The sequence below is a fragment of the Catenulispora sp. EB89 genome (assembly GCF_041261445.1).
Taxonomy (GTDB): Bacteria; Actinomycetota; Actinomycetes; order Streptomycetales; family Catenulisporaceae; genus Catenulispora.
Genome location: NZ_JBGCCU010000016.1, coordinates 175,450 through 201,647 on the forward strand (window position 1 = coordinate 175,450; position 26,198 = coordinate 201,647).

Annotated in this window: 17 protein-coding genes; 9 read left to right on the forward strand and 8 right to left on the reverse strand. The window is 70.9% G+C overall.

The window, feature by feature from the left end; all coding sequences use genetic code 11:
• Positions 1-418: 418 nt before the first annotated feature.
• Complete coding sequence (locus ABH920_RS30420) at positions 419-2,440, reverse strand: putative Ig domain-containing protein (protein WP_370352619.1); 2,022 nt, start codon at positions 2,438-2,440, stop codon at positions 419-421.
• Between the two features lie 228 nt (positions 2,441-2,668).
• Positions 2,669-6,631: a kelch repeat-containing protein gene (locus ABH920_RS30425; protein ID WP_370352620.1), complete on the reverse strand. Its 3,963-nt coding sequence runs from the start codon at positions 6,629-6,631 to the stop codon at positions 2,669-2,671.
• Positions 6,632-6,918: 287 nt separating this feature from the next.
• Here ABH920_RS30425 and ABH920_RS30430 point away from each other — a divergent pair, with 287 nt between their 5' ends.
• Positions 6,919-8,700, forward strand: a complete 1,782-nt coding sequence (locus ABH920_RS30430; RefSeq protein ID WP_370352621.1) for a hypothetical protein — start codon at positions 6,919-6,921, stop codon at positions 8,698-8,700.
• Here ABH920_RS30430 and ABH920_RS30435 read toward each other — a convergent pair.
• Positions 8,633-10,855 carry a hypothetical protein gene (locus ABH920_RS30435; RefSeq protein WP_370352622.1) on the reverse strand — a complete coding sequence of 741 codons (2,223 nt, stop codon included), beginning with the start codon at positions 10,853-10,855 and terminating at the stop codon, positions 8,633-8,635. The genes ABH920_RS30430 and ABH920_RS30435 overlap by 68 nt on opposite strands.
• 228 nt (positions 10,856-11,083) lie before the next feature.
• On the opposite strand from ABH920_RS30435, the gene ABH920_RS30440 reads away from it, so the two are divergent.
• A complete protein-coding gene (locus ABH920_RS30440; RefSeq protein WP_370352623.1) occupies positions 11,084-11,440 on the forward strand; it encodes a hypothetical protein in 357 nt (118 codons plus the stop codon).
• Positions 11,441-11,466: 26 nt separating this feature from the next.
• Here ABH920_RS30440 and ABH920_RS30445 read toward each other — a convergent pair whose 3' ends face one another.
• Positions 11,467-12,327 carry an aminotransferase class IV gene (locus ABH920_RS30445; protein WP_370352624.1) on the reverse strand — a complete coding sequence of 287 codons (861 nt, stop codon included), beginning with the start codon at positions 12,325-12,327 and terminating at the stop codon, positions 11,467-11,469.
• A 128-nt stretch (positions 12,328-12,455) separates the two neighbouring features.
• Between ABH920_RS30445 and ABH920_RS30450 the strand changes: the two genes are divergently transcribed.
• From ABH920_RS30450 to ABH920_RS30460, 3 genes are all read left to right on the forward strand, one after another.
• On the forward strand, positions 12,456-12,971 hold the full coding sequence (locus tag ABH920_RS30450) for a pyridoxamine 5'-phosphate oxidase family protein (RefSeq protein WP_370352625.1): 516 nt from the start codon (positions 12,456-12,458) through the stop codon (positions 12,969-12,971).
• 157 nt (positions 12,972-13,128) lie between these two features.
• On the forward strand, positions 13,129-14,079 hold the full coding sequence (locus ABH920_RS30455; RefSeq protein ID WP_370352626.1) for an ABC transporter ATP-binding protein: 951 nt from the start codon (positions 13,129-13,131) through the stop codon (positions 14,077-14,079).
• A 2-nt stretch (positions 14,080-14,081) separates the two neighbouring features.
• Entirely contained in the window at positions 14,082-14,975 is an 894-nt protein-coding gene (locus ABH920_RS30460; protein ID WP_370352627.1) for a hypothetical protein, read from the forward strand.
• Here ABH920_RS30460 and ABH920_RS30465 read toward each other — a convergent pair.
• Together ABH920_RS30465 and ABH920_RS30470 are read right to left on the reverse strand one after the other, a co-directional pair.
• A complete protein-coding gene (locus ABH920_RS30465) occupies positions 14,935-16,032 on the reverse strand; it encodes a bile acid:sodium symporter family protein (RefSeq protein ID WP_370352628.1) in 1,098 nt (365 codons plus the stop codon). The genes ABH920_RS30460 and ABH920_RS30465 overlap by 41 nt on opposite strands.
• Complete coding sequence (locus ABH920_RS30470) at positions 16,029-18,179, reverse strand: CoA transferase (protein ID WP_370352629.1); 2,151 nt, start codon at positions 18,177-18,179, stop codon at positions 16,029-16,031. The genes ABH920_RS30465 and ABH920_RS30470 overlap by 4 nt, the downstream gene beginning before the upstream one ends.
• Before the next feature lie 148 nt (positions 18,180-18,327).
• Here ABH920_RS30470 and ABH920_RS30475 point away from each other — a divergent pair, with 148 nt between their 5' ends.
• Positions 18,328-19,080, forward strand: a complete 753-nt coding sequence (locus ABH920_RS30475; RefSeq protein WP_370352630.1) for a response regulator transcription factor — start codon at positions 18,328-18,330, stop codon at positions 19,078-19,080.
• Here the strand turns inward: ABH920_RS30475 and ABH920_RS30480 are convergent.
• Positions 19,005-20,402, reverse strand: a complete 1,398-nt coding sequence (locus ABH920_RS30480; RefSeq protein WP_370352631.1) for a sensor histidine kinase — start codon at positions 20,400-20,402, stop codon at positions 19,005-19,007. The genes ABH920_RS30475 and ABH920_RS30480 overlap by 76 nt on opposite strands.
• A gap of 177 nt (positions 20,403-20,579) precedes the next feature.
• Between ABH920_RS30480 and ABH920_RS30485 the strand changes: the two genes are divergently transcribed.
• The 3 genes from ABH920_RS30485 to ABH920_RS30495 all read left to right on the forward strand — a co-directional run bounded on the left by ABH920_RS30485 (position 20,580) and on the right by ABH920_RS30495 (position 23,741).
• A complete protein-coding gene (locus ABH920_RS30485; protein ID WP_370352632.1) occupies positions 20,580-21,824 on the forward strand; it encodes a serine hydrolase domain-containing protein in 1,245 nt (414 codons plus the stop codon).
• Positions 21,825-21,923: 99 nt separating this feature from the next.
• Positions 21,924-22,385, forward strand: coding sequence for an SRPBCC family protein (locus tag ABH920_RS30490; RefSeq protein ID WP_370352633.1), 462 nt, complete (start codon positions 21,924-21,926; stop codon positions 22,383-22,385).
• A 30-nt stretch (positions 22,386-22,415) separates the two neighbouring features.
• On the forward strand, positions 22,416-23,741 hold the full coding sequence (locus tag ABH920_RS30495; protein ID WP_370352634.1) for an SIS domain-containing protein: 1,326 nt from the start codon (positions 22,416-22,418) through the stop codon (positions 23,739-23,741).
• Positions 23,742-23,800: 59 nt separating this feature from the next.
• Here the strand turns inward: ABH920_RS30495 and hypF are convergent, their stop codons facing one another.
• The gene (hypF, locus tag ABH920_RS30500) at positions 23,801-26,128 is read right to left on the reverse strand and encodes a carbamoyltransferase HypF (RefSeq protein WP_370352635.1); all 2,328 of its coding nucleotides are present in this window, start codon (positions 26,126-26,128) and stop codon (positions 23,801-23,803) included.
• Positions 26,129-26,198 lie beyond the last annotated feature (70 nt).

Below are 26,198 nucleotides of genomic sequence, written 5' to 3' on the forward strand. Positions count from 1 at the left end.
GTCGGACCCCGCGTGATCGTGTCCGCGAAAACCGCCGGTCGCCAGCGCAGCCCTGGTGTGCGGGTCGGCGTGACGGCATTTCGCTAGGGCATTATCGCCCCTTATACGTAGATATAGCACGCACCGCCGACACCGACACCGCCAGCCGCCAGCCGCCAGCCGCCAGCGCACCGCAGCGCGAGTCGGACCGCCGCGCGGTCGTGTTCACGACAACCGCCAGCCGCCAGCGCGAAATGAGTCGCTCAACCGAACTGCGTCCCCCCGCGAGGTCACCAAACCTTAGGCGAAGCCGTAAAAATAGCCTGTAAAACCACGGACAAACCGCATCCGGGAGCGCCGAAAGACCAGGCCGGAGATCATCCGGCCTGGCCCTCCTACCTGCCTACCTCACATCACCGAGACCGCACTCACCACGCCCTCAGCAAGCCCCGTTGTCCGCCCACACCGCCCAAGAAGCCGGCGCCCCCGGCGTAGCCCCGGTCGAGTACCACGTGGACGTGTACTTGTGCCCGCCGTACGACACCACGTTCCCCGGCACGTACGACGTCGTCGCGTTCCACGCCGTCAGGCCGGTGCAGCCGCCGGAGGTGCCGCTGACAGTCCAGCTGAAGCTCGTGGTCCCCTTCGCCGTGCCGGAGTTCGCGGTCACCGTGACCGTGGAGGTGCCGGCCGTGGTCGGGGTGCCGGAGATCAGGCCGCTGCTGGTGATCGACAGCCCCGCTGGCAGGCCCGTCGCCGTGTACGTCAGCGACTTGCCCGCCGAGTCGCTGCCGGAGATCTGCAGCGACGCCGCGGTCCCGACCGTCCCCGTCTGGCTTCCGGGGTTCGTCACCGACACCGTCTCGGTGCCCGATCCCGCGACCGTCCACGTGAACGCCGCCGAGCCCTTCGCCGTGCCGGAGTTCGCGACCACGGTCACCGAGTAGGTGCCCGCCGTCGTCGCGGTCCCGGAAATCAGGCCGCTGCTGCTGATCGACAGCCCCGTCGGCAGACCCGTCGCCGTGTACGTCAGCGACTTGCCCGCCGAGTCCGTAGCCGAGATCTGCAACGAAGCCGCCGCGCCAACCGACGTGCTCTGGCTCCCCGGGTTGGTCACCGAAACCGTCTCGGCGGTCGAGCCCGAGCTGAACCCGGAGGTCCCGTTCGGCGTGCCCCAACCAGTCGGCCCGTCGTACCCGACCTCCGCGGTGCAGAAGTACGCCGGCGAGCACGAGCCGTTGCTACCGCTCGTGACATCGTTGAAGCTGCCGGTGTGGTTGTACGGGTACTGCGCCGCCACATCGCCGGCGTTCGGCGCTCCGGCCAGGGCCCACACCGAGGCGATGATCGGGGAGGCCGCCGAGGTGCCGCCGTAGACCGACCATCCCGAGCCGCCGTAGGTCTGGTAGACCGCGACGCCCGTGGCCGGGTCGGCCACCGCGGAGACGTCAGCCTCCATACGCCGCGAGCACCCGCTGTCGTGCTGCCAGCTCGGCTTCGGGTCGTACGCAGAGCACCCTGAGCCGGTGCCCTCCGTAGCGCTGGTCTCCCAGACCGACTCGCTCCACCCACGGCTCCCGCCGCCCCGCGTCAGCGACGTCCCGCCAACCGCCGTCACATACTGCGACGTCGCCGGGTACTCCGCCCCATAGGCCGAGTCGCCGGTGCTGGCCGTGATCGCCACGCCCGGGTGGTAGAAGTAGCTCGAGTCCGAGGACGTGTCCGAGCTGTCCTCGGAACCGCCGTAGCTGTTGGACACGAACTTCGCACCCTGAGCCACGGCCTGGTTGACCGCGGTCCCCAGATCGCTCATGTTCGCCGAGTTCGCCTCGACCAGCACGATGTGGCACTGCGGACACACCGCCGAGACCATGTCCAGGTCCAGCGATATCTCCCCGGACCACCCGGTGTCGGCGGTCGGGTAGTTGCTCCCGCCGTTCTGGTCGACCTTCGAGAAGCAGCCGTTGGCAGTGGTGCACGCCGGCAGCCCGAAGTTGGACCGGTACGCCGCCAGGTCGCTCTCGGCGTTCGGGTCGTCCTGCGCGTCCACGATGCCGACGGTCTGCCCGGCCCCGCCGCTGGACGGCAGGTTGTAGGCGCTGGTCAGGTCGGACGGCCCGTAGCCGGACACCGCCGCGGGCGCGGCCGTGGCCCGGCGCGCCGGCACGTCGGTGCGCCGCAGCGCCAGACACGCCATCTGGCCCGGGTGCGTCGGGGCGGCGCAGGAGGCGACGTAGTCCTTCGCCTGCTGCGTGCCTGCGGAAGTAGTGGTGGCGGTGGCGGTGGCGCTGGTGGCGACGGTCGAACCGGTGCCGGCGCCGGCACCGGCACCGGCCGCGAAGGTGGCGGCAGCAACCGGCCCGCTCAACCCGCCCCAGACCAGCGCGGCCGCGGCACCCAGGGCCGCCAGCCGTGCGGTCCACCCGGACCGCACGTGTGACGCCGAGCGAATCTTGTCCACTCGGACTCCTTTCCATGGCAAGGGGACGACGGACTCGCGGCAAGCCACGAGCCTTCCGTCCTGGACAGGGAATCGGCGGCCGGCCGAGAGATGAGACCGGCCGCCCCGCTGTGCGGCAACGTAATCCCCGCCACAGGTCTAGACAACGTGCCCGAGCCCTGACTCAGTCCTTGACTTGACCTGGCTCAGACACGCCGTCGACGCTGTCGAACCCTTGCCCGGGCCCCCTTAACCCTTGTCCGCGACCGTCAAAGTGACCGCGACGGACGGGATGGCGTAAGGGGTACTGCTCCCGAAAACGAGCCCGGCCGTGTAAGTCCCGGACTCAGCGCTCTGCGACGCGCTCGCGTCCAAAATGACGGTGATCGTCCTCCGCTCGTGGGGTTGCAGGGTCAGGCGCGTGACGCTCTCGCTCAGCCAGGGGATGGTCGCGCTCGGGTCCACCGCGTACCCCGGCAGGTGTTCGACGTCCGTGGTCGGCGAGATGCCGGCGGAGGAGCCACCGAGCTTGTAGAAGCCCAGCGCGCCGGCGCCGCGGTAGGTGGCAGTGGTGGCGTTAGGCAGCGCGCGCCAGGTGTCGGCGAACGGGTCGAATGCCTCGCCCTGGTTGGTCAGGACACTGCCGGTGGTGACGCCGCTGGAGACGACCAGCATGCCGTCAGCTCCCGCATACGCCGCGCCCCACAGCGGGGTCGGCATGTCGGGCAGCGCCGACCAGGTGTCGGTAGCCGGGTCGTAGACGTAGGTGTGGGCGATGTTCGCGCCGCTGGCGTTGGTGCCGCCGGCGCAGTAGAGCCTGTCGCTGATGGCGGCGCAGGAAGTCCAGGCGATCGCTTCGGGGTAGGGAGCGGTGTGGCTCCACGTGTCGGTCGCCGGGTCGTAGGCGGAGACGTCAGTGGCTCCGCAGGTTGTGGCCCCGCATCCGCCGACAAGGTAAAGCTTGCCGTCGACGACGGCACTGCCGGCTCCGGCGTACGGCGTGGGCTCCGGCGCGCCGGTAGTCCAGGTGTTGCCGGCGATGTCGTAGACCTCCAGCTTCGTGTCGACGTCCCCCGCTGCGGTCCAGCCGCCGGAAACGTAGAGCTTGCCGCCGATGACGCCGTGCCCGGGCGCCTGACGGCCATCGGCGGCCGAGGCGAGCTGGGTCCAGGTGTTGGCCGTCGGGTTGAGGACGTAGAGATTGCCGCTGGTGTCGTCGCCGAAGGACAGTCCGGCGTCTCCGAATCCGGCGTAGAGCTGACCGTTGTAGGCATCTGCAACGTCGTCCATCACGACGCCGGGGAACGACTGCGCGTTCTGCCACGCGTCAGGCTGCGTCGGCGCCGCGCGGGTTGTGTCAGGAACCTGAACTCGCGGGGCTCCCGCAATGTGCCCCATTGGGTAACTACCCGGGATGCGCTGGAGTGGAGCACCCTGAGCTGCGTCGGGCTCGGTGTTGGGCACGGTGTTGGGCACGACAGCAGCAGCGGATGCGCTGTCGGCCTGCTGCCCGATCAACAAGGTCGCCGGCGCGCTCCCCGTGTTGGTGACAGTCAGTGTTCTGTGAGTGTGACCACCCGGCTCCACCGACGCCGAAATCGAGCCAGGACGGACCTGCAACTGCCCCGCCTTCAGCCAGTAGTTCGCCGTGACAGCACTGTTCGCGCGCACGTTCACCGTCTGCGGTGCGCTGACATAGTTGACCTTGGCAGCGGTCAGCACATGCTTTCCCAGCCCTGGGACGAACAACGAGTAGGACCCGGACGGCAGATAGGGGTCGTTCGGGTTGGCGACGGTCTGCGTCCGCACCGACGGATCGTTCTGGTCGGCAACGGCAGCGTCGACAGCGCCCTGTCCGGTGTTGGCGTCACGCGCCGTCCCGACGACCACGCCGCCGGCGATAGGCGTGAAGTCGCGCTGGCCGACGAAAACGTCGTCGACCCCCCAGTACTTGCCATAGCGCGTGGTGATGTACTGGAAGCGCAGCTGCACCGCCGACTTGCCGGCATAGGCGGTGAGCGGGACGTCGATGTGGGTGTTGGTGACGATGTACTCGCCGGCGTTGATCTCAGAGTCCGGAGTCCACACCGTGCTCCAGGTGGCACCGCCGTCGGCACTGGCCTGCACGTCGATCTGCTGGTAGTACGGGTTGTCCCACCACATGGTGTCGAAGGCGATCTCCGGGCGCGTATCGCCGCTGAAGTCGTACACCGGGGTGACCAGCGCCGTGTTGAAGCTGCTCAGGAAGTTCTGGTTGGTGTCGGCGACGGCGAATCCGCCGCTGCCGCCGGTCTGGTTGCCCTGCTGGCCGGGGTCGTCGAACTGCCAGCCGGTGGGGGTGCCGGGAGCGGTGGCCACGCTCCAGCCGGCGGGTGCCGCGGCGGTGGAGTCGAAGGTCTCGGTGGAGCCGGTCAAGGTGAGCTTGTAGCCGGGTGCGGTGGCCTGCCACGGGTCGGCAGTCGCCGCCACGTTGAGCGACTGCGGGGATCGGGCGACGTGCACGGTCTTGGTGACCGCGTCATAGCCGGGCGTCGCGGGTGCGAACGTAAGGGTGTAGTCGCTGTTCTGGGGCAGGGTCAGCGTGTAGCAACCGGTACGCGGATCCGTCCAGACGGGATCGGGGTCGCCGTCGACGCTGACCTCCGCGTACAGCGGCCAGCCCTGGCCGGAGCCGTCGGTGACGGTGCCCGAGACGGTCGCGCTGGGCACCTGGGTCAGGGCGATGTTCTTCGTGGCGGTGGTTCCCGCCTTGACGTTCACAGTCGTGGTGCCGGTCTTGTATCCATACGCGGTGACGGTGAGGTCGCGACGTCCGGCAGACAGAGCGAGCGAGTAACGGCCCTGAGAGTCGGTGTGCGTCACGTCGGTCCCGTCGCTCACCTCGGCGCCGACGATCGGTCGGTCTGCGCGACGGTCCTCGACGGTGCCGGTCAGCGTGCCGTGCGGGCCGGTGCGGAAGGCCTGGAGCCCATCAGGGGAGCCCAGGCCGGTCGGGCCGTCGTAGCCGGATGTGGCGTTGCACAGATAGGCGACCGTGCAGCCGCCGTTGGTGCCGTTGTCGACGTCGTTGAGGCCCGTGCCGGCGGCGTACGGATAGGAGTTGGGGCTGGTCCCAGCAGCCGGGGTGCCTGCGTCGGCGTAGACACCGGCGATGATCGGAGCGGCCACGCTGGTGCCGCCGAAGACGCTCCAGACGCCGCTCTGGTAGACGGCCACGCCGGTGCTCGGGTCAGCGACGGCGGAGACATCGGCGACCGCGCGCTGCGCGCAGCCGGCGTCGTGTTGGAAGGCGGGCTTGGGTTCGTAGAGCGAGCAGCCGGATCCGGCGCCGGACCAGGCCGACTCCTTCCAGCCGCGCGCGGTGCCGGGGGCGCGGGTCAGGTTCGTGCCGCCGACGGAGGTGACGTACGGCGAGGCCGCGGGGTACGCCACGCCGTAGCCGGAGTCGCCGGAGGAGGCGATGACGGCGACGCCGGGATGGTTGTAGTACGGGTCCAGTTGACTCGGGTCGGACGGGTCCTCGCCGGAGCCGGGGACGGAGGTGTAGTCCGAGCCGTAGGAGTTCGAGACGAACTTGGCGCCGAGGGCCACCGCCTCATCCACGGACACCCCGAGGTTGGTGCTGCTGGGGTCGGTGGCCTCCACGAGCAGGATGTGGGCGTTCGGCGCGATGGCCGAGACCATGTCGAGGTCCAGGGATATCTCGCCGGCCCAGCTGCCGTTCGGCGGCGGGTACTGGGTGCCGCCGGTCTGGTCGACCTTGCGGAAGCAGCCAGTGGCGCTGGTGCAGGCGGGCAGACCGAACTGCTGGCGGTAGGTGGCCAGGTCGGCCTCCGCGGTCGGGTCGTCGTAGGCGTCGACGATGGCTATGGTCTGGCCTGATCCGCCGTCGGACGGCAGGGAATACGCGCCTCGCAGATCGGCCGGGCCGTAGCCGGCCGGGGCGGCGACAGCGAGCGCCTGCGCGTGGGCGGGCTGCTTGACGTCGGTGCGGCGCAGCGCGAAGCAGGAGAACGTACCCGGCTTCGGGACGCCGCAGACGGACTGGTAGGTCGGAGTCCCGGTGGCGGAATCGGCGGCGGCAGTCGGTGCGGTCTGCGGTGCCGTTTTCGGTGCGGTCTTCAGCGCGGTCTGCGGTATCGCGGCGGTCGCGGCGGTCGCGTTCGCGGCCGTCGCCGACATCCCCGTCGCCAAGGCCGCGGCGGACAGCACCGCGACGAGACCACCTCGCCGTGGCGTGCGACGCCCTGATCGAACCATGCGGAACATGAATCTCCCTGCTGTTTCCTGGCCGGGTCGTCACCGAAGCGCCGATGATTCCGCGCGATCCACGGCTGCATGACTGTGCCCGCTTTGACAGGATCCTTACGGGCATACCGAAAACATGCATCCCAATACCCTGATGGCGCAAGATGTCCGCGCAACCGATGGCAGTGCGGCGACGGGCCCGGATGGGAGGGGGCCAGCGTCGAGCCCGCGGGGCGACTAGGGTAGAATGCATGATCTTTCGGACACCGGACACCGGACACCGGACACCGGACACCGGACACCGGACACCGGACACCGGACACCGGACACCGGACACCGGACACCGGACACCGGCATTTGAGGCCGTGCCGCGTCCGACCCTGACCGTGGACCGGCGAGTCCTGGCCGTCGCGCGCACCGTGCCGGCCACGCGCCGGGTCCTGGATCTGCTGGCGGTCCTCGACGGCGACCGCCGGGTCAGCGTGACGTTCGCCTACGACGCGGGCTCCGCCTTCGGCACCCAGGTGCCCGACCAGCTCGCCGCCGCCGGCGTGAACGCCGTCCCCTTCGACCGCGCCGCCGACGAGCCGTGGGACCTGGCCCTCGCCGCCAGCGCGAACGGTCCGCTGCACCGCCTGTCCGCCCCGGTCTTCGTGGTCCCGCACGGCGCCGGCCACAGCAGACGTCTGACACCCGGCGGCGCGGCACCGGTGCTGGGCATGGCGCCTGACCAGCTGATCCACGACGGCCGCGTCGTTCCCGCCGCGATCGGTCTGCCGCACCCGGACGACGCGCGCCGGCTGGCCGAGCAGTGTCCGCCGGCCCTGCCGCGCGCCGAGATCATCGGCGACCCGTGCTGGGACCGGCTTCTGGCCAGCCGGCACCGCCGCGCGCGGTACCGCGCCGCCTTCGGTCTGGGGCCTGAGCGCCTGGTGGTCGTGAGCTCGACCTGGGGCCCGGCGTCGTTGTTCGCGCGGCATCCCGACCTGGTCGAACGGCTCACCGCCGACCTGCCGTGGGACGACTACCGCGTGGCCCTGGTCCTGCATCCGGCGGTCCGGGCCTGGCATTCCGAACAGCAGGTCCGACGCTGGCTGCGGCCGGCCCTGGATCGCGGGCTGATGCTGCTGTCGCCGGACGACGAGTGGCGGGCGGCCGTCGTCGCCGCCGACGCGGTGATCGGCGACCACGGATCGGTGACGCTCTACGCGGCGGCGCTGGGCCGGCCGACGGCCTTGGCCTGCTTCAGCTGGGAGGAGATCGCCCCGGACACCCCGATGGCCGCGCTGACCGGGACGGCCGCCGGGTTCGCCGCCGAGAAGCCGGTCTGGCCGCAGGTGGAAGCGCTGATCGAGGCCGCGGGCCGGGTTCCGGGGCCGGTGGCCGAGCAGGCCGAGGCCTTGGCGGCGCGCTCGTTCGACTACCAGGGCCGGTCGCTGGATCGGATCACGACGGTCGCCTACCGCCTGATGGATCTGCCCGCGCCGAAGCGGAGCCGGCAGGCCGCGGCGGTGCCGCTACCGTCGCGTCCCGACTCGGCGCCGACGTCGTGGTACTTCCAGGCCGAGGTCGACGTGGACGAGGTGGCGATCCTCAGGTGGCCCGCGCCGTGGTCGCCGCCGGACGCCGGCTCGGGCAAGGCCCGGCTGCTGGCGGACGTCTTCGACCCGAACCCTCGGCTGGTCCGTGCGGCGACGGTGCTGATTCAGCATGCTGACACCGCGATCGGTAGCGAGGCCGGAGCCGCCGCCGAGGCGGAGATCGACCTGGCCGACTACCCCGCCGCCTACGTGCGAGCGGTCGTGCATCCGGGCCGCGTGGTCCTCACCTTGCGCGGCCAGGGGACGTTCGAAGCCGTCACCGACGGCCTGCCGCCCGGCTTCGACCCGCGCGTCATCGCCGCCGCGGCCCACGCGGTCGTGTTCCAGGCTCGCCAGCCGCTCGGGCCGGAGCTGCGGATCTCGGTCAGTCGCCGGACAGCGACAGTCCCCGTGCGTGCAGCATCTTCGCCGTCTCCATGTCCTGCGACATGAGCTGATCGCGAAGGTACGGCATGGCGTTCTTGGCGGCCTCCGCGGCGCCCGCGCCGTCGCCGACGTCGAGCTGTGCCTCGGCCAGGTCGAGCCAGAGCCGACCGTGCAGGCGGTCGTCCTTCGCCCCGACCCGCCGTAGCGCTTCCCGCAGGATCGGGACGGCCTGATCGGACTTGCCCGATCGGGTGAGCGCTCGGCCCATCAGCTGCGACATGAGCACGACGCCGCGGTCGTTGCCGATCTCTTCGTGACCGCGCCGGGCTTGCTCGAACAGGTCGTAGGCCGCCTCGGACTCGCCCTTGTCCAGCGCGACGAGTCCGACGAACTCCGTCACCGAGGCTTTCAGCTTCTTGTCAGTGGAGGTGTCGGCGGGGCTCTCGACGAGCGCGGCGGCGGCGTCGACCTGTTCCTGCGCTTCGTCGAGTCGGCCGGCTTCGCGGAGCGGACGCGAGAGCAGGCAGCGCATCCTGGCCTCGTACCGCTTGTCGCCGAGGCGCTGCGCAGCGGTGGCCGCGAGCCGGTACACGTCGAGGAACGACATCCCGGGGCGGCGGTTGACGAAGTAGGTCTGCATGGCCTCGGCCATCCGGACCACCAGGGCGTACTCCTCTTCGAGGAACGCCTCGTTCATGAGTCCGACCAGCCGGTCCTCGTGCTGCCCGACCCACGTCAGGGCCTGCGACGACGAGGCGAACGGATTCGCGGCGGCGTCCAGGGGCACTCGCGCCAGGCGAAGGGGATCGTTGCGGGAGGTGGCCGTGTCAGCGTACTGAGCCATGGCCGCGTACCAGTCACGGAGGGCTACGCGCGCCTCCTCGTGCCTGGCGGTCGAGTACTCCCCGGCCTGCTGGAGCAGTTCCCGCGCGTGCATCCGGATCACGTGGTTGGCCGACAGGTCCGGGCCGGTCAGAGCCACGTCGATCAGGTACCGCGTCTTGAGGCTCAGGAGGGCCCGCCGCGTCGCGGCTCCCAATCCGGAGACTTCCTCTAGCCAGGCGGCGCCGAACGCCGATCCCTGGTCCGGTAGCAGACCCAGCGTCCGGTAGGCCTGCTGGGCGTCCGGGGAGAGGCGCGCGTAGGACTCGTCGAACACCCGCATCGTGCCCGCGCCGACGGAGCGGAGCTCGTCCATCTCCGCGGCGCCGTCGGCCAGGCGGCGGGCCAGGCCGCTCATGGTGCTTCCGTCCTCGCTCACCAGGATCCCGGCGGCGATCCACAGCACGGCGGGGATGCCGGCGCAGGCCCGCACCACCTGTTGTAAGGCATCGTCGTCATCGAGCTGGCCGGGCGCCAGGACCTGCTCGAAGTACTCGGTCGCGGCTTCCGGGCCGAAGCCGCGCAGTTCGTGGTGCACGGTCCGGGCGCCGAGCAGCTCGGCGATCCTCTGGTCGGCGACCACGATCGCCATGCTGGTCGCCGAGGCCGGCAGCAGCGGCTCGACCTCGCCGGGCTGCGTGACGTGGTCGAACACCACGCACAGGCTCCGGCCGCGGGTGAGCCGCCGCCACCACTCGACGGCGCGGCCCGGCTCCAGCGGGATCAGCGAGGGCGCCAGACCGATCTGGAAGAGCAGCCGCGCGGCGACGGCGCCGGGATCCGCGGGGCCACCGGCTCTCAGGGCCTTGAGGTCCACGTAGTAGATGCCGTCGGCGAAGTGCTGCGTCTCCGGATGGTGCACCCAGTGCCGGACCAGCTCGGTCTTGCCGATGTTCGGCTGCCCGGCGAGGTAGAACAGCGTGGCGATGTCGCCGCCGGCGTGCGCGGCGTTGACGATCGCGGCCCGCTCGGCCTCCCGGTCGGCGAAGATCCGGGGCTCCGGCGGGTACTCGGGCTCGGCGCGCCGCAGCTGGAACTCCGGGCCGATGATCTCGGCGTCGATGAGGTTCGCCAGCCAGTCGCGCAGCAGACCGGCGAAGTCCGGCGCGGAGTCGACCTGGCGCAGCACCAGCAGCGCGAGGTCCCGGGCGTCGGCGTCGCTGAGCGCCTTCTTCCGCTTCAGCAGCTTGGCGGCCGTCGCGTTGTGCGCGCTGATCCAGTCGACCATCGCCTCCCCGGCGGGCTTGCCGACGCCCTCGCCGACCCGCTTGGCGACCGCGCCGCCCGCCGCGCTCAGCGCCTTGAATCCGGCGGCCACCAGAAACGTCGTCGGTTCCACCGCGGACCGCCTCTCCCCGTCGCCGAGCGCTGCGAGCGTCTGATCAGAGTTCTGATCCTAGTCGGCGCGCGCCGCCCGGCCGCAAGGCCGCGCCGGGGATGTCCGCCCGAACCGTCCGGTATAACCATCCACCAACGATCCACGACCGTACGGTGGACAGCAGCCCGCCGCTGTGCGAACGTCGAGTCGTCCTCGACACGCACGAGTGGAGCCGATGAGGGAGGCACCGTGTCCGTCGGGTGGGAATCGACGACGCTGTTGCGCGTGGCGGATCGGGCGCACGTCAGATCCGCACCGTCCGGCGACGGCCGGGAGATCCAGGGCCTGATCGAGTGCCCGCGCTGCCATCGGGTCACCGACTGGCTGATCGCCGCTACCGGGACGCACGTCGACGTGGCCTGCCGGTGCGGGAAACGGTGGCGGATCCAGGCGAGCCTGAAGCAGGTGGTCGGCCTGGCCGAGAGCCCCCCGATCGACCCGCGGTGGACCTGCCTGGACGATGCCCGGCGTGCGCTGGGGTTCGCCCGGCATGTCGGTGCGCCGCGGGTGCTGCGGCGGCGGGGGCATCGGGGACATCGGGAGTAGGCGGGGCCGAGCGAACTCCAGCGATGTCAGATGGCGTCCCAGGGCACTGATTCGTATACCTCGTAGAGGGTCGCCATGAGGTCGCCGTCGACAGCCAGCGGCGTCCCGTCGATGGCCGAGACCGGCGCCACACCCTGCGAGTTCGTGACGAACGCCGCGCGGTAGGTCGCGACGTCGTCGAGGGTCACCCGAGCCGCCTTCGACAGCAGTCCGGCACCCGAGCCGTGGCGTTGCAGGAGCTGCTTGGTGATGCCGTCGAGCGCCGGGGCGTCGGGCCAGGTGATCGCCGCACCGTCGAAGAACCCGATGTTGGCGATGGAGGTTTCGGAAACCGTGCCGTCATCGGCGGTCAGGAGCGCGTCGGCGTAGCCGTCGTCCTCGGCGGCACGGCCGTGGTAGATCTGGCCGAAGCTGCCGCCGACCTGCTTGATGTGGGCCAGCGGCCGCTGGTAGCGCACGCTGCGCAGGTTCCACGGGACGCGTGGCGGGTCGACCGGCGGTCGGGCGATGACCATGATCGTCGGGTCGGCGGGCGCCGTGCTTTCGGCAACTCCAGGTTCGGCAGCCCCAGGTTCGGCAGCCCCGGTTTCGGCAGCCCCGGCTCTGGTCCCTCCGGCGGGATTCAGCCGGAGGACCTGGATGCGCACGTCGCTGTCGGCGTACTCCTCGGTGAGCGCGTGCCGCACCCGGTGCCGGACGAGGTCGGTGTCCAGACCGACGCCGAAGAGCTCGGCGGTCGCCGCCGTCAGCCGGGCCAGGTGCAAGTCGAAGCCGCGGACCCGGTGGCCTCGGACCTGCATCGCGGTGAAGTGACCGTACTGGCTGAGCAGCGCGGCGGCCAGGTCGTCGGCGTCGGGCGTCCGGCCGTCGATCTCGATGCGGAGCACCCGCTCAGAGTAACCGCCGACGCCGGACGGCAGCGTCGGGGCGACGCCGTCGCAGGATTGCGGGAGGATTCCGACCGGGCACCTCTTCGACCACGAATTCGACCACGAACCCGCGCAGGAGGACACCGATGTCCCAGACCGAACCGACCGTGGAATTCAACGAGGACTTCAGCGAGCCCAAGGCCGGCGCCCGGCCCTGGGCCGAGGTCGCCGAGCTGCTGACGAGCTCGGAGATGTTCTGGTTGTCGACCGTGCGTGCGGACGGACGGCCGCACGTCGCGCCGCTGCCGACCGTCTGGCTGGACGGAGCGCTCCACTTCTGCACCGGGTCCCTGGAGCAGAAGGCCGTGAACCTGCGGTCCAACGCGCACTGCGTCCTGAGCACGGGCTCCAACCACTTCCGTGAGGGCCTGGACGTGGTGGTCGAGGGCAGCGCCGTCCGCGTGACCGACCGGGCCCGGCTCGAACGCCTCGCGGCGTTGTGGAAGTCGAAGCTCGACTGGGACTTCGACGTCGCCGACGGCGCGTTCCACGACCCGCAGAGCCCGAGCGGGGACGTGCTCGTCTTCGGCGTCGCGCCGGTGAAGGTCCTCGCGTTCGGCAAGAGCCCCTACAGCCAGACCCGGTACCGCTTCGGCGCATGAGCCGGCAGCGGTACATCGGAGGATGACGCCCCTCATCCTCGCGGTGTACGACCCTCTCCCCTCCCAGTCGGACGCTCGCCGCCGCCCGGCGGCACTACGGTCGGCCCCGGGCCCGGCGCGACGCCGTGGCCCGCCCGCCGAACGGGAGGCGACTGTCATGATCGAGGCTGCGGGCCTCACCAAGCGATACGGCGACAAACTCGCCGTCGACGATCTGTCCTTCAGCGTCCGGCCCGGTCAGGTGACCGGTTTCCTGGGGCCGAACGGGGCGGGGAAGTCAACCACGATGCGGATGATCCTGGGGCTGGACGCGCCGACGTCCGGCACGGTGACGGTGAACGGCAAGCCGTTCGTCGCCGTGGACCATCCGATGCGGGAGGTCGGGGCGCTGCTGGACGCCAAGGCCATCCACGGCGGCCGCTCGGCCTACAACCACCTGCTGTGCCTGGCCCAGACCAACGACCTGCCCGCCCGGCGGGTCGGGGAGGTGCTGGAGATGGTCGGCCTGGCGGAGGTGGCGCGCAAGCGGTCCAAGGGCTTCTCGCTGGGCATGGGGCAGCGCCTGGGCATCGCCGCGGCGCTGCTCGGCGACCCGCAGGTCCTGATGTTCGACGAGCCGGTCAACGGACTGGACCCGGAGGGCATCCTCTGGATCAGGAACCTGATGAAGGCGCTGGCCGCCGACGGACGGACCGTGTTCGTCTCCAGCCACCTGATGTCCGAGATGGAGCACACCGCCGACCACCTGCTGGTGATCGGACGCGGCCGGCTGATCGCCGACTGCACCGTCGCGGAGTTCATCGAGCGCAACTCCGAGCAGCAGGTCAAGGTGCGCAGCCCGCACGCCGAGAAGCTGGCCGAGCTGGTGTCCGCGGCCGGCGGCCGGGTCACCGCCGACGGCGGCACCCTGCACGTCGCGAACCTGCCGCTGGAGCGGGTCGGCGACCTGGCGTTCGACAACGGGATCCGGCTGCACGAGCTGACCTCGGTCCAGGCCTCCCTGGAGGAGGCGTTCATGGAACTCACCAAGGACAGCGTCGAATACCACGCCGCCATCCCCGCAGCCCAGCGTGCCGAATCCGGCGCCGGGCAGAAGGCCGAGGCCTGACGATGACCACATTGACCGCCGTCGGCCTGCCGCCCGCCAAGGGCCGCGCCGGCTTCTCCGGTGCGCTGCGCTCGGAGTGGACGAAGATCCGCTCGGTCCGCTCCACCACGTGGACCCTGCTGGCCACCGCCATCGTCACCATCGGCATCAGCACCCTGTTCGCCTGGGGCCAGTCCGGCCACCTCGGCCAGGGCGACCTGCCGACGTTCGATCCGGTGCGCAGCTCGATGTTCGGGATCGTGTTCGGGCAGCTGGTGATCGTCGTGATCGGAGCGATGACGCTGTCCGGGGAGTACACCACGGGCATGATCCGGACCTCGCTGTCGGCGATGCCGCGGCGCGGTGTGGTGTTCGGTGCCAAGCTGACTGTGTTCACGCTGGTGGCGCTGGTTACTGGGCTGTTCTGCAGCTTCACCTCCTTCTTTATCGGCCAGACGTTCTTCAATGACGTGACGCTTCAGGACTTCGGGCCGGTCAAGTCGGGGTCTCCGGACCTGCCGGTGCCGTCGGCTCCGGTTCACGTGCATCTGTCGACGACCCTCGGGGCGCCGCACGTGCTGCAGGCGGTGATCGGGGGCGGGCTCTACCTGGCGGTCAGCAGCCTGCTCGCGTTCGGGCTTGCCGCGCTGTTGCGGCACACTGCCGGGGCTATCACTGCGGCTATCGCGCTGCTGTTCGTGACGTTCATCATGACGCAGTTCCTGCCGCATGACTGGGCGGTGCACGTCGACAAGTGGATTCCGTTCCTGGCCGGGAGCCAGATCTGGGGTATTCACAAGCTCGGCGGGGATGCGGTGCCGATGTTGTCGGCGTGGGCTGGGTTCGGAGTGTTCACTGCTTACGCGGCGATCGCGATCATTGGTGGGGCGGTGCTGTTTCGGAAGCGCGACGCTTAGGGGTGGTCGGTCGCGCCGCTGCTGATAGCGCTGTTAGTGGCGCCGTTGGTCGCGGCGGTGATGGTGGCGGCGGCGCGTGCGACCAGTGTCTGGCGATGACGGAGCAGACGAGCAGCTGCGCCTGGTGGAAGATCATGATCGGGAGGACGACGGAGCCGGCGTCCGCTCCGAACAGCACCGCCGCCATCGGCATACCGTTGACGAGGCTCTTCTTCGAGCCCGCGAAGACCAGGGTGATCCGGTCCGCGGGCTCGAAGACGTGCAGCCGCCCGATCGTTGACGTGATGCCCAGGACCACGGCCAGCAGGCCGACGTCGACGGCCAGCAGGATGAGCAGGCGCGCGGGGCTGAGGCTGTTCCACAGCCCGTCGGCGGCACCCTGGCTGAACGCGGAGTAGACGACGAGCAGGATCGAGCCCCGGTCGATATAGCCGAGCAGGCGCCGTCGACTGACGAGGGCGGGCCCGATCCAGCGGCGAACGGCTTGCCCGGCGAGGAACGGCAGCAGGATGCTGCCAGCCAGGTCGCCCAGCCGCGCGGCGTCGAAGCGCACTGCGGTCCCGAGCAACCCGGCGGCGAGCAGCGGGGTGAGGACCATGCCCAGCAGGCTGGAGCAGGTGCCGGCGCACATGGCCGCGGGAACGTTGCCGCGTGCGACGGAGGTGAAGGCGATCGAGGACTGGATCGTCGACGGCAACAGGCACAGGAACAACACCCCGGTCGCCAGTCGCGCACCGACAACGCCGGTCAGCACCGGCGACAAGACCAGCCCGAGCACGGGGAACAGCACGAAGGTGCTGATGGCGATGGCGGTCTGCAGGCGCCAGTGGCGCAGCCCGGCGAGCGTCTCCTGAGCGGACAGGCGCGCGCCGTAGAGGAAGAACAGCAGGGCGACGGCGGCATCAGCGGCGTGGGTCGCGGCCTGGCGGGCCACTCCGGTGGCAGGGAAGCCAGCGGCGAGGGCGACGCAGGCTAGGAGCGCCAGGATGTAGGGGTCGACCGCCTTCGATGCGCGGCTCGGCGGAGCGCAGGGGGCGGATACGCGGTGGGCGGTCATGGGGCCGCACTCGCCGGGTGTGGGGTGGGCTGGGGCACGGCAACTGGCTGGTCAGCAACCTGGTGCGCGGCGGTGAGGTGTGCAGCGGCCGAGGGTGCGGCGACTTGGTGCGCAACGGCCAGCTGTTCGGTGCCCGAGTGCGCCGCGGCCGGGTGCGCGACGGCCGAGGGTGCGGCGGCTGGCCGGAGCGGTGCCTCGTAGGCCCGAGCGTGCACTGAGACACCGGCGCCAAGATGCGCGGCCGACGGTTCAGCGGGTGAGCACGCGGCGGCAAGGTGCGTGGCAGCCGAGGAGGTAGCAGCTGGCAAGTGCGGCGCGCCAGAGGCCCGAGCGTGCACTGCGATGTCGGCGCTCGGGCGCACAGCCGACAGGGACGCGGCGGCCAACTGTTCGTCGGGCTGGTTCGCGGTGGACGGGTGCTCGGCAGCCGAGGGTACGGCGGCTGGCAGGACCGGTGCCCCAGAGTCCCGAGCGTGCATTGCGACACCGGCGGCAAGGTGCGTGGCGGCCAACTGTTCGTCGGGCTGGTTCGCGGCGGCGAGGTACGCGGCAGCCGAGGAGGTAGCGGCTGGCAGGTGCGGCGTGCCAGGGGCCCGAGCGTGCACTGCGATGTCGGTGCTCGGGCGCACAGCCGACAGAGACGCGGCGGCCAAGTGTTCAGCAGGCAGGTGTGCGGCGGCGGCTGGCAGGAGCAGCGCGGCAGCGATCGGCGCGTGCACGGAGGCGTTGGCGCCAAGGTGAACAGCTGTCGGGGGCGCGGCAACCACCTGTTCGGGGGCCAGGCGTGTGGTGGCTGGCGGGAGCGGCGCGGCAGTCGAGTGCGCAGGGGTCAGATGGTCAGCAGCCAGGGGTGTGGCGGCTGGCGGGAGCCGCGCGGTGCGTGCCTGTGCGGCGCTGGTGTTGGAGGCTGCGGGTTCGTTCGCGGCTGGTTCGTCGAGGGTGTTGAGCCAGGTGCGGATGGCTTCGGTGTGTTGGCCGAGGGTTGGTGGGGGTGCGTGGTGGGTGGGGGGTTGGTCGTCGAGGCGCCAGGGTGGGCCCGGGAGGGTGATGGGGCCGAGGGTGGGGTGGGTGACGTTGATGGTGAGGTTTTGGTGGCGGGTTTGTTCGCAGGTGTAGACCTCGGGGAGGGTGCGGATGCGGCCGGCGGGGATGCCGGCTGCGGTGAGGTGGTGGAGCCAGTGGTCTGCTTTTTGGTGGGCCAGGTGGGTTTGGAGGTCGGCTTGGAGTTGGGGGCGGTTGCGGACTCGGTCGGCGTTGGTGGCGTAGTGGGGGTCGTCGGGGTTGATGCCGACGGTGGTTGCCAGGGCGCGCCAGAGGGGTTGGCTGCCGGCGGCGATTTGGATGTCGGCGTCGGCGCAGTGGAAGAGGCCGTAGGGGGCGATTGCGGGGTGTTGGTTGCCGGTTGGTTCGGGGGTTTGGCCGGCGATGGTCCAGTGGGTGCCTTGGAAGCTGTGGATGCCGATGATCGCGGACAGGAGGGAGGTGCGGACGGTGCGGCCGTGGCCTGTCTTCTGGCGCTCGATGAGGGCGGCCAGGGTGGCGCAGGTGCCGAAGATGCCGGCTAGCAGGTCGGCGATCGGGACGCCGGTCTTGGTCGGGGTGCCGGGTTCGCCGGTCAGGCTCATCAGGCCGGCCTCGCCTTGGGCGATCTGGTCGTAGCCGGGGCGGCCGGCTTGGGGGCCTTCGTGGCCGAAGCCGCTGATGGACAGCACGATCAGGGACGGGTTCAGCTCGCGGAGGCGCTCGGGGCCCAGGTTCAGGCGGTCCAGGACGCCGGGGCGGAAGTTCTCGACCAGTACGTCGGAGCGCTTGATCAGGCGCTCGACCAGGTGTCGGCCTTGGTCGGTCTTCAGGTCGGCGGTGATGGATTCCTTGTTGCGGTTGCAGGACAGGAAGTAGGTCGACTCCGGTGACGCCTCCGGGTCGGGCGGGCGGGCGAAGGGTGGGCCCCAGCCTCGGGTCTCGTCGCCGCCGGGTGGTTCGACCTTGATGACCCGGGCGCCCAGGTCGCCGAGCATCATCGCGGCGTGGGGGCCGGCCAGTGCGTGCGACAAGTCGAGGACCAGCAGGCCGTCGAGCGGGCCGAGTGTTCCGCGCGGGCCGAGTGTTCCGGGCGGGCCGGGCGGGGGCGGGGGCTTCGTGGTCATGGGGGCTCCTGGTGGTGTCAGGGGGATGGGGCTTTTCCTCCACCGTACGGAGGTTGTTGCGAGGGGATTCTCAGCGGAAGGTTAAAGATCGTTAACTCTCCGCCAGCGTGGTTTTGTGTCGCTTGGCGGTGTAATGGACGGTATGACAATGACGAGCGCTGATCTGCTGGTGGTCGAGGACGACGTGGACATCGCCCAGGAGCTCCGCCAAGCCCTCACCGGCCACGGCTACCACGCGGACCTGGTCACCAGCGGGGCCGGGGCGGTCGCGCACGTCCGCGACCGCCAGCCGGACCTGGTGCTGCTCGACCTGGGCCTGCCGGACATCGACGGCGTGGCGCTGTGCCGCCGGCTGCGCGCCACGCTGCCGGTGGAGAGCGTCATCGTCGTGCTGACCGCGCGCACCCAGGAGTTCGAGGTGGTCGTCGCCCTGGACGCCGGTGCCGACGACTACCTGACTAAACCGTTCCGCTTCACCGAGCTCCTGGCCCGGATCCGGGCGCACCTGCGGCGGCGCCAGGCGACCTCCGGGCTGCCGGTCATCCAGCTCGGCCGGGTCCGGATCGACACCCGCTCGCGGCGCGTCCACGTCGCAGACCACGAAGTGACGCTGCGCCCGAAGGAGTTCGACCTCTTGCTGATCCTCGCCGAGCAGGCCGGGGCCGTGGTGAGTCGGACCGAGCTGATGGCGCAGGTGTGGGACGAGCACTGGTTCGGGTCGACGAAGACCCTCGACGTGCATGTCTCGGCTCTGCGGCGGAAGCTGTCCGACGCCACGCCGGAGACCGACCAGATCATCACGACGGTGCGCGGGAGGGGCTACCGCTACGAGTTCCCGCCGATGGGGAGGACTGCGGACGTGGTCGCGCCGGCGATGTCGGGGACGGGGGTGGACCTCTGAAGCGGCAGCAGGAGGCTGAACACCGGTCGGGGGCCGGCGCGGCGCACGACCAGACGGCCGCCTTCGGCTTCGGCCAGTGAGCGGGCCAGTGGTAAGCCGATACCGTGCCGGGGGCCGGGAGAGTGATTGGTAAAGGCTGGAGCGTCGTCATCGTCGCCGCACAAACCCGGGCCGTCGTCTCCGACCTCCACCGCCACGCCGGTGCCGACGTCCACGACGCTGACCCGGATCTCGCCGCGGCCGTGAACGAGCGCGTTGTCCAGCAGTGCCCCCATGATCTGCGCGATCGCCGGCTCCGCGACCCGCACCGGCTCAAGTCCCCGCTCGCACCGCACCACCAGCGGCCGCCCGGCCTCCGCCGCCGCGACCCGGTAGCGCTCCGCCACCCGCTCGGCCACCTGGGCCGCGTCCACGGCGACGTCGCCGCCGTGCGTCTCCCGGGCCAGCCGCAGCAGCTCCTCCACCGTCTCGGCCAGGTGTTCGGCCCGCCGCAACGCCGTCGCGACCGCCTCGCGGCGAACGTCCTCCCCGACCGTCTGCGCCGCCTCCAAACCGAGCACCAGGGCCGTCAGCGGGGTCCGCAGCTGGTGAGACACCGCGGTCGTGAACCGCCGCTCGCGCTCCAGCACCTCGCCGAGCCTGCGCGCCGTCGCCGCGAGCGCCTGCCCGGCGACGTCGGCCTCGCGGATCCCGGTGCGGGGAGCCTGGATCGTGAAGTCGCCGTCTCCCAAGGCGCGGGCGACCGTGGTCAGGCGCTCCAACGGAATCGCCACCCGCCGCGCCAGGTGCCAGGCCAGCAGCGCCGACAACGTGACCACCACCGAACCGAGCCCGGCCAGCAGCAGGCAGGCACGCTGCCAGCGATCGTTCACGACGTTCCACGGCATCCACACCCGCACCGCCGCCTCGACCCGGCCGCCGCGCGTCACCGGCGCCGCGACCGCCAGATGACCGGCCTCAACACCCTGATGGAACCCGCCGCGGCGGACCATTGCGGCGACCAGCGAGGACGCAGGACCCTCCCCGGCGATCCGGTGGCCGTCCGGCGCGTAGAGGCCGACGTCGACATCGTGGGAGAGCTCGTCGAGACCCGCCAGGGCCCCGGTGCCCGAGGTCGGGCGCGCGCCGACCTCCGCGGCCACCCAGACGGCGTCGCGCTGAAGCATCACCACCGCGCCGCGCCGGTAGACCTCGGCCAGCGCCCAGGCCAGCGGGAGCGTGAACAGCAGAACGCCGCACACCGTCACCGCCACCATCGAGACCAGAACTCGGCTGCGCAGGCGGGTGCTCCCCCGCCGCAACCAGGTTCTCGCGTTCGACACCCTGCAATCCTGCCTTGGCAAACCACGTATATCGCAGAAGCCTTCGCGTGTCGGGCGGCGATGGCACCGGTACTTAGGTACACCCGCAGGAGGGGGTCTGGGCCCACTGTTTCGTGAGCCCCCGAACGACACGCTGGACCTGTCTGAGAACTCGTCTTCTCGAAGGGATCCGTCACCATGTCCGAGTACTTGCGGACCGCCAAAAGCCGTCGCCGAGCCGCCGCCTCCGTCCTCGTCCTGGCCGCCGCCGTGACCGCGGCTACCGCAACGACCGCGACGGCCGCAACCGCCGCCCCTGCAGCCGGCACGAAGCAGCTCGCGAAGCTCGCCGATCAGGTCGTGCACGACGGCGCGCCCGGCATCGTGGTCCGCCTCGGCGGCACCGGAACGCAGCCGATCGAGATCGCCCGCCAGGCACCCTTCACCCGCGCCGACGGCCGACTCGACGCCGACGACCGCGTCCGCATGGGCTCCAACACCAAGACCATGGTCGCGACTCTGGTCCTCCAGCAGGTCGCACAGCACCGGATCGCCCTGACCGACCCGGTCGAGAAATCACTGCCCGGCCAGATCCCGAACGGCTCGGCCATCACCGTCAGGATGCTGCTGAACCACACCAGCGGCCTGTACAACTACCTGGACGACCCCGCCGTCCTGGCCTCCTTCGTCGGCCAGAACCCGCACGACTGGACCCCGCAAGAACTGCTGGCCGCCGGCGTCGCGCACCCCGCACTGTTCGCACCAGGCGCGCAGTTCTCCTACAGCAACACCAACTACATAGCGCTCGGCCTGATCCTCCAAAAGGCCACCGGCCACAGCCTGGCCGACCTGCTCCAGAACGACATCGCGCGACCCCTGGGCCTGCACGACACCTACCTCGCCAGCGCACACCACACCGACCCCGACCTGGCCCACGGCTACGAGCCCGACGCCGCCGACCTGGCCCCGTACCTGCCGCCGGGCGTGCCGGCCGGCACCTCCTTCACCGGCCCGGCCCGAGGCGACTTCGTCAACGTCACCGCGATCAACCCCAGCAGCCTGTGGGCGGCGGGCGGCATCGTCTCCACCGCCGACGACTGGGCCCGCTTCGACAGCGCCCTGATGTCCGGCAAACTCCTCCCGAAGGCCGAGCTCCAGGAAATGCGCGCCACAATCCCCGAGGACCCGGCCAACCCCGGCGGCGACGGCTACGGCCTGGGCCTGCGCAAGGTCGTCTTCCCCTGCGGCACCGTCTGGGGCCACGACGGCCAGGCCCCCGGCTACTCCAGCCAGATGTACACCGACGCGACCGGCAGGCACACCGTCGCGATCATCACGACCACGATCTTCGGCGTCGCCGACCCGAAGACCGCCGCGGACTATCAGCAGCTCACGAACGCAGCGGTGTGCACCATGCTCGGCAAGCCGATACCCGCCGCCTGAGAAGGGGCTGTTTGACTCCCCGCAGGTCGGGCAGCCGGACGCTTCACCGTTCCGGCTGCGGCGCGCCAAGCACCGCCGCCGGTGGAGAGGAGCAGATCCATGAGCACCGTCGAAGCCACCGTCGAGGTCGACGTCCCGGTCAGCACCGCCTACAACCAGTGGACCCAGTTCGAGTCCTTCCCGCATTTCATGAGCGGGGTCGCAGCGGTCCGCCAGCTCGACGACCTGCACAACCACTGGACCATTGAGGTCGGGGGCGTCCGGCGGGAGTTCGAGACCGTGATCACCGAGCAGCTTCCCGACCAGCTGATCCGCTGGCAGACCGTCGGCGGCGACATCCAGCAGGCCGGCAACGTCAGCTTCGAGCGCCTGGACGACCGGCACACCCGGGTGACCGTCGAGCTCGCCTGGGAACCGCAGGGTCTGGCCGAGACCGTCGGCAGCGCCGTGGGCCTGGACACCATGCAGGTCAAGGTCGACGCCGCGCGGTTCAAGAGCTTCATCGAGGAGCGCAACACCGAGACCGGCGCCTGGCGCGGCGAAGTGGCTCCGGGCCGGTGAGGAGAATCCGGGCCGCTATGGTCGTTGACCATGGTGACCGATTCGCCGGATAAGTCAGATGAGTTCATCTCCGCAGCCTTCGCTCGCCGCGTCGAGCCGATCGCCGGGCTCTCCGGCTCGGCCGACGCCGTCGCCAAGGTGTGCCTGGCCATGGCGCGAGCCTTCCGGGGCGGCGGTCGGCTGTTGGTGTTCGGCACCGGAACGGCGGCCACCGACGCGCAGCACGTCTCGGTCGAGTTCGTGCACCCGGTGATCGTGGGCAAGCGCGCGCTGCCGGCGTTCTCGCTGGCCGCGGACTCGGCGACGGTCACCGGGCTGGCCGGCGCCGCAGGGCTCGAAGCGGTGTTCGCGCACCAGCTGCGGGTGCTCGGGCGGCCGGCTGACATCGCTTTGGGGATCTCAGGGGACGGCGAGTGCCCAGCGGTGGCCAACGCTCTGCTGGCAGCTCGCGAACTCGGGATGACCACGGTCGCCTTGGTCGGCAGCGGCAGCGGCACCGGCACCGGCACCGGCACCGGCACCGGCACCGGCACCGGCGGGAAGATCGTCAGAGACGCGCTCGCAGACCACTGCCTCACCGTGCAATCCGACGACCCCCGCATCGTCAAAGAAGGACACGTCACCTTCTACCACCTGCTGTGGGAGCTGACGCATGCCTTCCTGGAGCAGCCGCACGCCGCCGACCCCGCGCAAAGCGCCGAACCGGTCGGCGAGGGCATCACAGGCCTCTACCCCTTCCTCTACTCCGGCGAAGCGTCCGTCACCGAGCTGACCGCCGAGGTCGCCGCCTCGGCCCGAGCGAAGATCGCCGAGATCGTCGACCTCCGACGCGCCACCGGAGTCGCGGAGGCGCAGAACCTCGCGGCCTGCGCGCAAGCGTTGGCTCGCGGCTTCGCCGAAGGCGCCACGCTGCTGGCGTTCGGCAACGGCGGCAGCAGCTCCGACGCCCAGGACGTCGTCCACACCTTCCTCGATCCGGGCCCCGGCGCGACGGCCCGGCCCGCGCTGTGCCTGACGAACGACACCGCGGTCCTCACGGCCCTGTCCAACGACATCGGCTTCGACGTGGTCTTCGCCCGCCAGCTCCAGGCCGTCGGCCGCCCCGGCGACATCGCCGTCGCGGTCTCCACCAGCGGCGGCTCGGCCAACGTGCTGGCCGCGCTGGCCGCCGCGCGCAAGAGCGGGATGACGACCGTCGGCTTCGCCGGCTACGACGGCGGCCGGATGGCCGAGCCGGGCCTGGTCGACCACCTGTTCGCGGTCCCGTCCGCCTCGGTCCACCGGATCCAGGAGATCCAGACGACGCTGTACCACGTGCTGTGGGAGCTGGTGCAGGCCGAGCTCGCCCAAAACTGAGCCCACAACCCGGCCCACAACCTGGCCCACAACCCGAGCCCGCAACCGAGCCGGCGAGTTCATCCGCAGCTCAGCCGGTCCCGAGCCCCGCACACCGCGGCCTGACCGAGGCTGATCCCGCCGTCGTTCGGCGGAACCCGACGATGGGTCAGAACGCTGAACCCGGCCCTCTCCAGCCCCGCGACACACCGCTCGACCAGCAGCACGTTCTGGAACACGCCGCCCGACAGCGCGACCACGGCCAGCCCGGTGTCGCGCCGCAGCCGTTCGCAGACCTCGACGACCACCGCCGCCAGACCGTTGTGGAAACGCGCCGCGACGACCGGCACCGCGACCCCGGCGCCGAGGTCGGCCAGCGCGGCGGTGACCAGGTCCGCGCCGTGGACCAACAGCGCGATCGACGCCTCGATCCGCGCGCCGTAGCGACCGGTCTCGGAGCGATCGGCCAGCTGCTCGAACTCGATCGCCGCCTGGCCCTCGTACGAAACCGCGTCCCGCACCCCGGCCAGCGCCGCGACCGCGTCGAACAACCGCCCGGCACTCGAGGTCAGGGGCGAGTTCAAACCGGCGCGCGCCATGCTCCGCACCTGGTCGAGTCGGGTGTCGTGCCGGGCCCGGAAGGCTTTCAGGGTCGGCGTGTCGGGCCACTGCGATCCGAACACGGCGTCGAGATACGCGGCGGCCATCCGCCAGGGTTCGCGCACGGCGCGCGCCCCGCCGGGCATCGCCACCGGCGCCAGATGCGCGGCGCGCGTGAACCCGGTCAGGTCCGCGACCAGGAACTCACCGCCCCACAACGTGCCGTCCGTTCCCATGCCGAGCCCGTCGAAGGCGACCCCGATGACCGGGCCGGCGACCTCGTTGTCCGCCAGGCACGACGCGATGTGCGCGTGGTGGTGCTGGACGCCCAGCAGCTCGGCGTCGCATTCGAGCGCGTACTTGGTCGACAGGTACTCAGGGTGCAGATCATGGACCACGACTTCCGGCGCGACGGAGAACAGCCGCCGGAAGTGTTCGATCCCCTCGGTGAAGGACTGGAGCGTCTCGTGGTTCTCCAGGTCGCCGATGTGATGGGACACGAAGGCGTGCCGATCGCGGGCCAGGCAGAAGGTGTTCTTCAGCTCGGGACCGCAGGCCAGGACGTGGCGCGGGAACTCCCACGGCAACGTCAGCGGCGCCGGTGCGAACCCCCGGGAGCGCCTGATCGGTAGTGGTCCGCCCCGGCTGGCGCGTAGTACGGAGTCGTCGACGCGGGTGTGGATGGCGCGGTCGTGGATCAGGAACGCGTCCGCGATGCCCGCGAGGCGGTTCAGGGCGTCGTCGTCGCGGTAGGCGATGGGTTCGCTGGACACGTTGCCGCTGGTCATGACCAGCGGTTCGGGGTGGGCCGCAGCGAGCAGGTGGTGCAGCGGCGAGTAGGGCAGCAGCACGCCGAGACCGCGCTGGCCGGGCGCCACGGAGGCGGCGACGCGAGCGTCGGGACGGCGTTCCAGCAGCACGATCGGCCGCGCGATGTCGAGCAGCAGCGCCTCCTCGACGTCGTCGATCACGCACAGCCGCCGGGCGGCCTCGACGTCGGGCACCATCAGCGCCAACGGCCGTTCCTCGCGGTGTTTGCGGCTCCTCAGGGTACTGACGGCTTCCTCGTTCGACGCGGAGACGGCGAGGTGGTAGCCGCCCAGCCCTTTGATCGCGACGATCGCGCCGTCAGTGAGGAGGCCGGCAGCGCGCGCCACGGGGTCGCCGGGCAGTAGTGCGCTGTCGGCGGAGACCAGCCGCAACCGCGGCCCACAGTCGGGGCAGCAGACAGGTTGCGCGTGGAAACGCCGGTCCAGCGGGTCCCGGTACTCGCGCTCGCACGGCTCGCACAGCGCGAACGCCGCCATCGTCGTCCCCGGCCGGTCGTAAGGCAGCTCGCGGACAATGGTGTAGCGAGGCCCGCAGTTGGTGCAGTTCGTGAACGCGTAGCCGTGCCGCCGGTCGCCAGGGTCGGCGAGCTCCGTCAGGCAGTCGGCGCAGGTGGCGGTGTCCGGGGCCACCAGCACGGTCCGCGAACCGGACGGGTCGCTGGCCGAGATCGCGAAGCCGCCGTGGCCGGTGCCGGCGGCCGGGTCGATGTCGACACGCTCGACGATCACGCGCTCGACCCGAGCCAGCGGCGGCGCCTGCGAGGACAGCGCGTCCACCAAACAGTCCAGCGCCGCCGCCTCTCCCTCCGCCTCGATCAGCACGCCCCGGCCGTCGTTGCCGACGAACCCGGCCAGGCCCAGGCGGGACGCCATGCCGTACACGAACGGCCGGAACCCGACGCCCTGCACGACCCCTTCGACGCGGACGCGGATCCGCGTCATTTCCGGTTTTCCGAACCCGCCGGCGGTGATCCTCATGGTCTATCAATAGCGGGCGAACCACCCCGAACCTTCGTAGCTTGGACCTCGCGTCGGTCCGTGCCGGGCA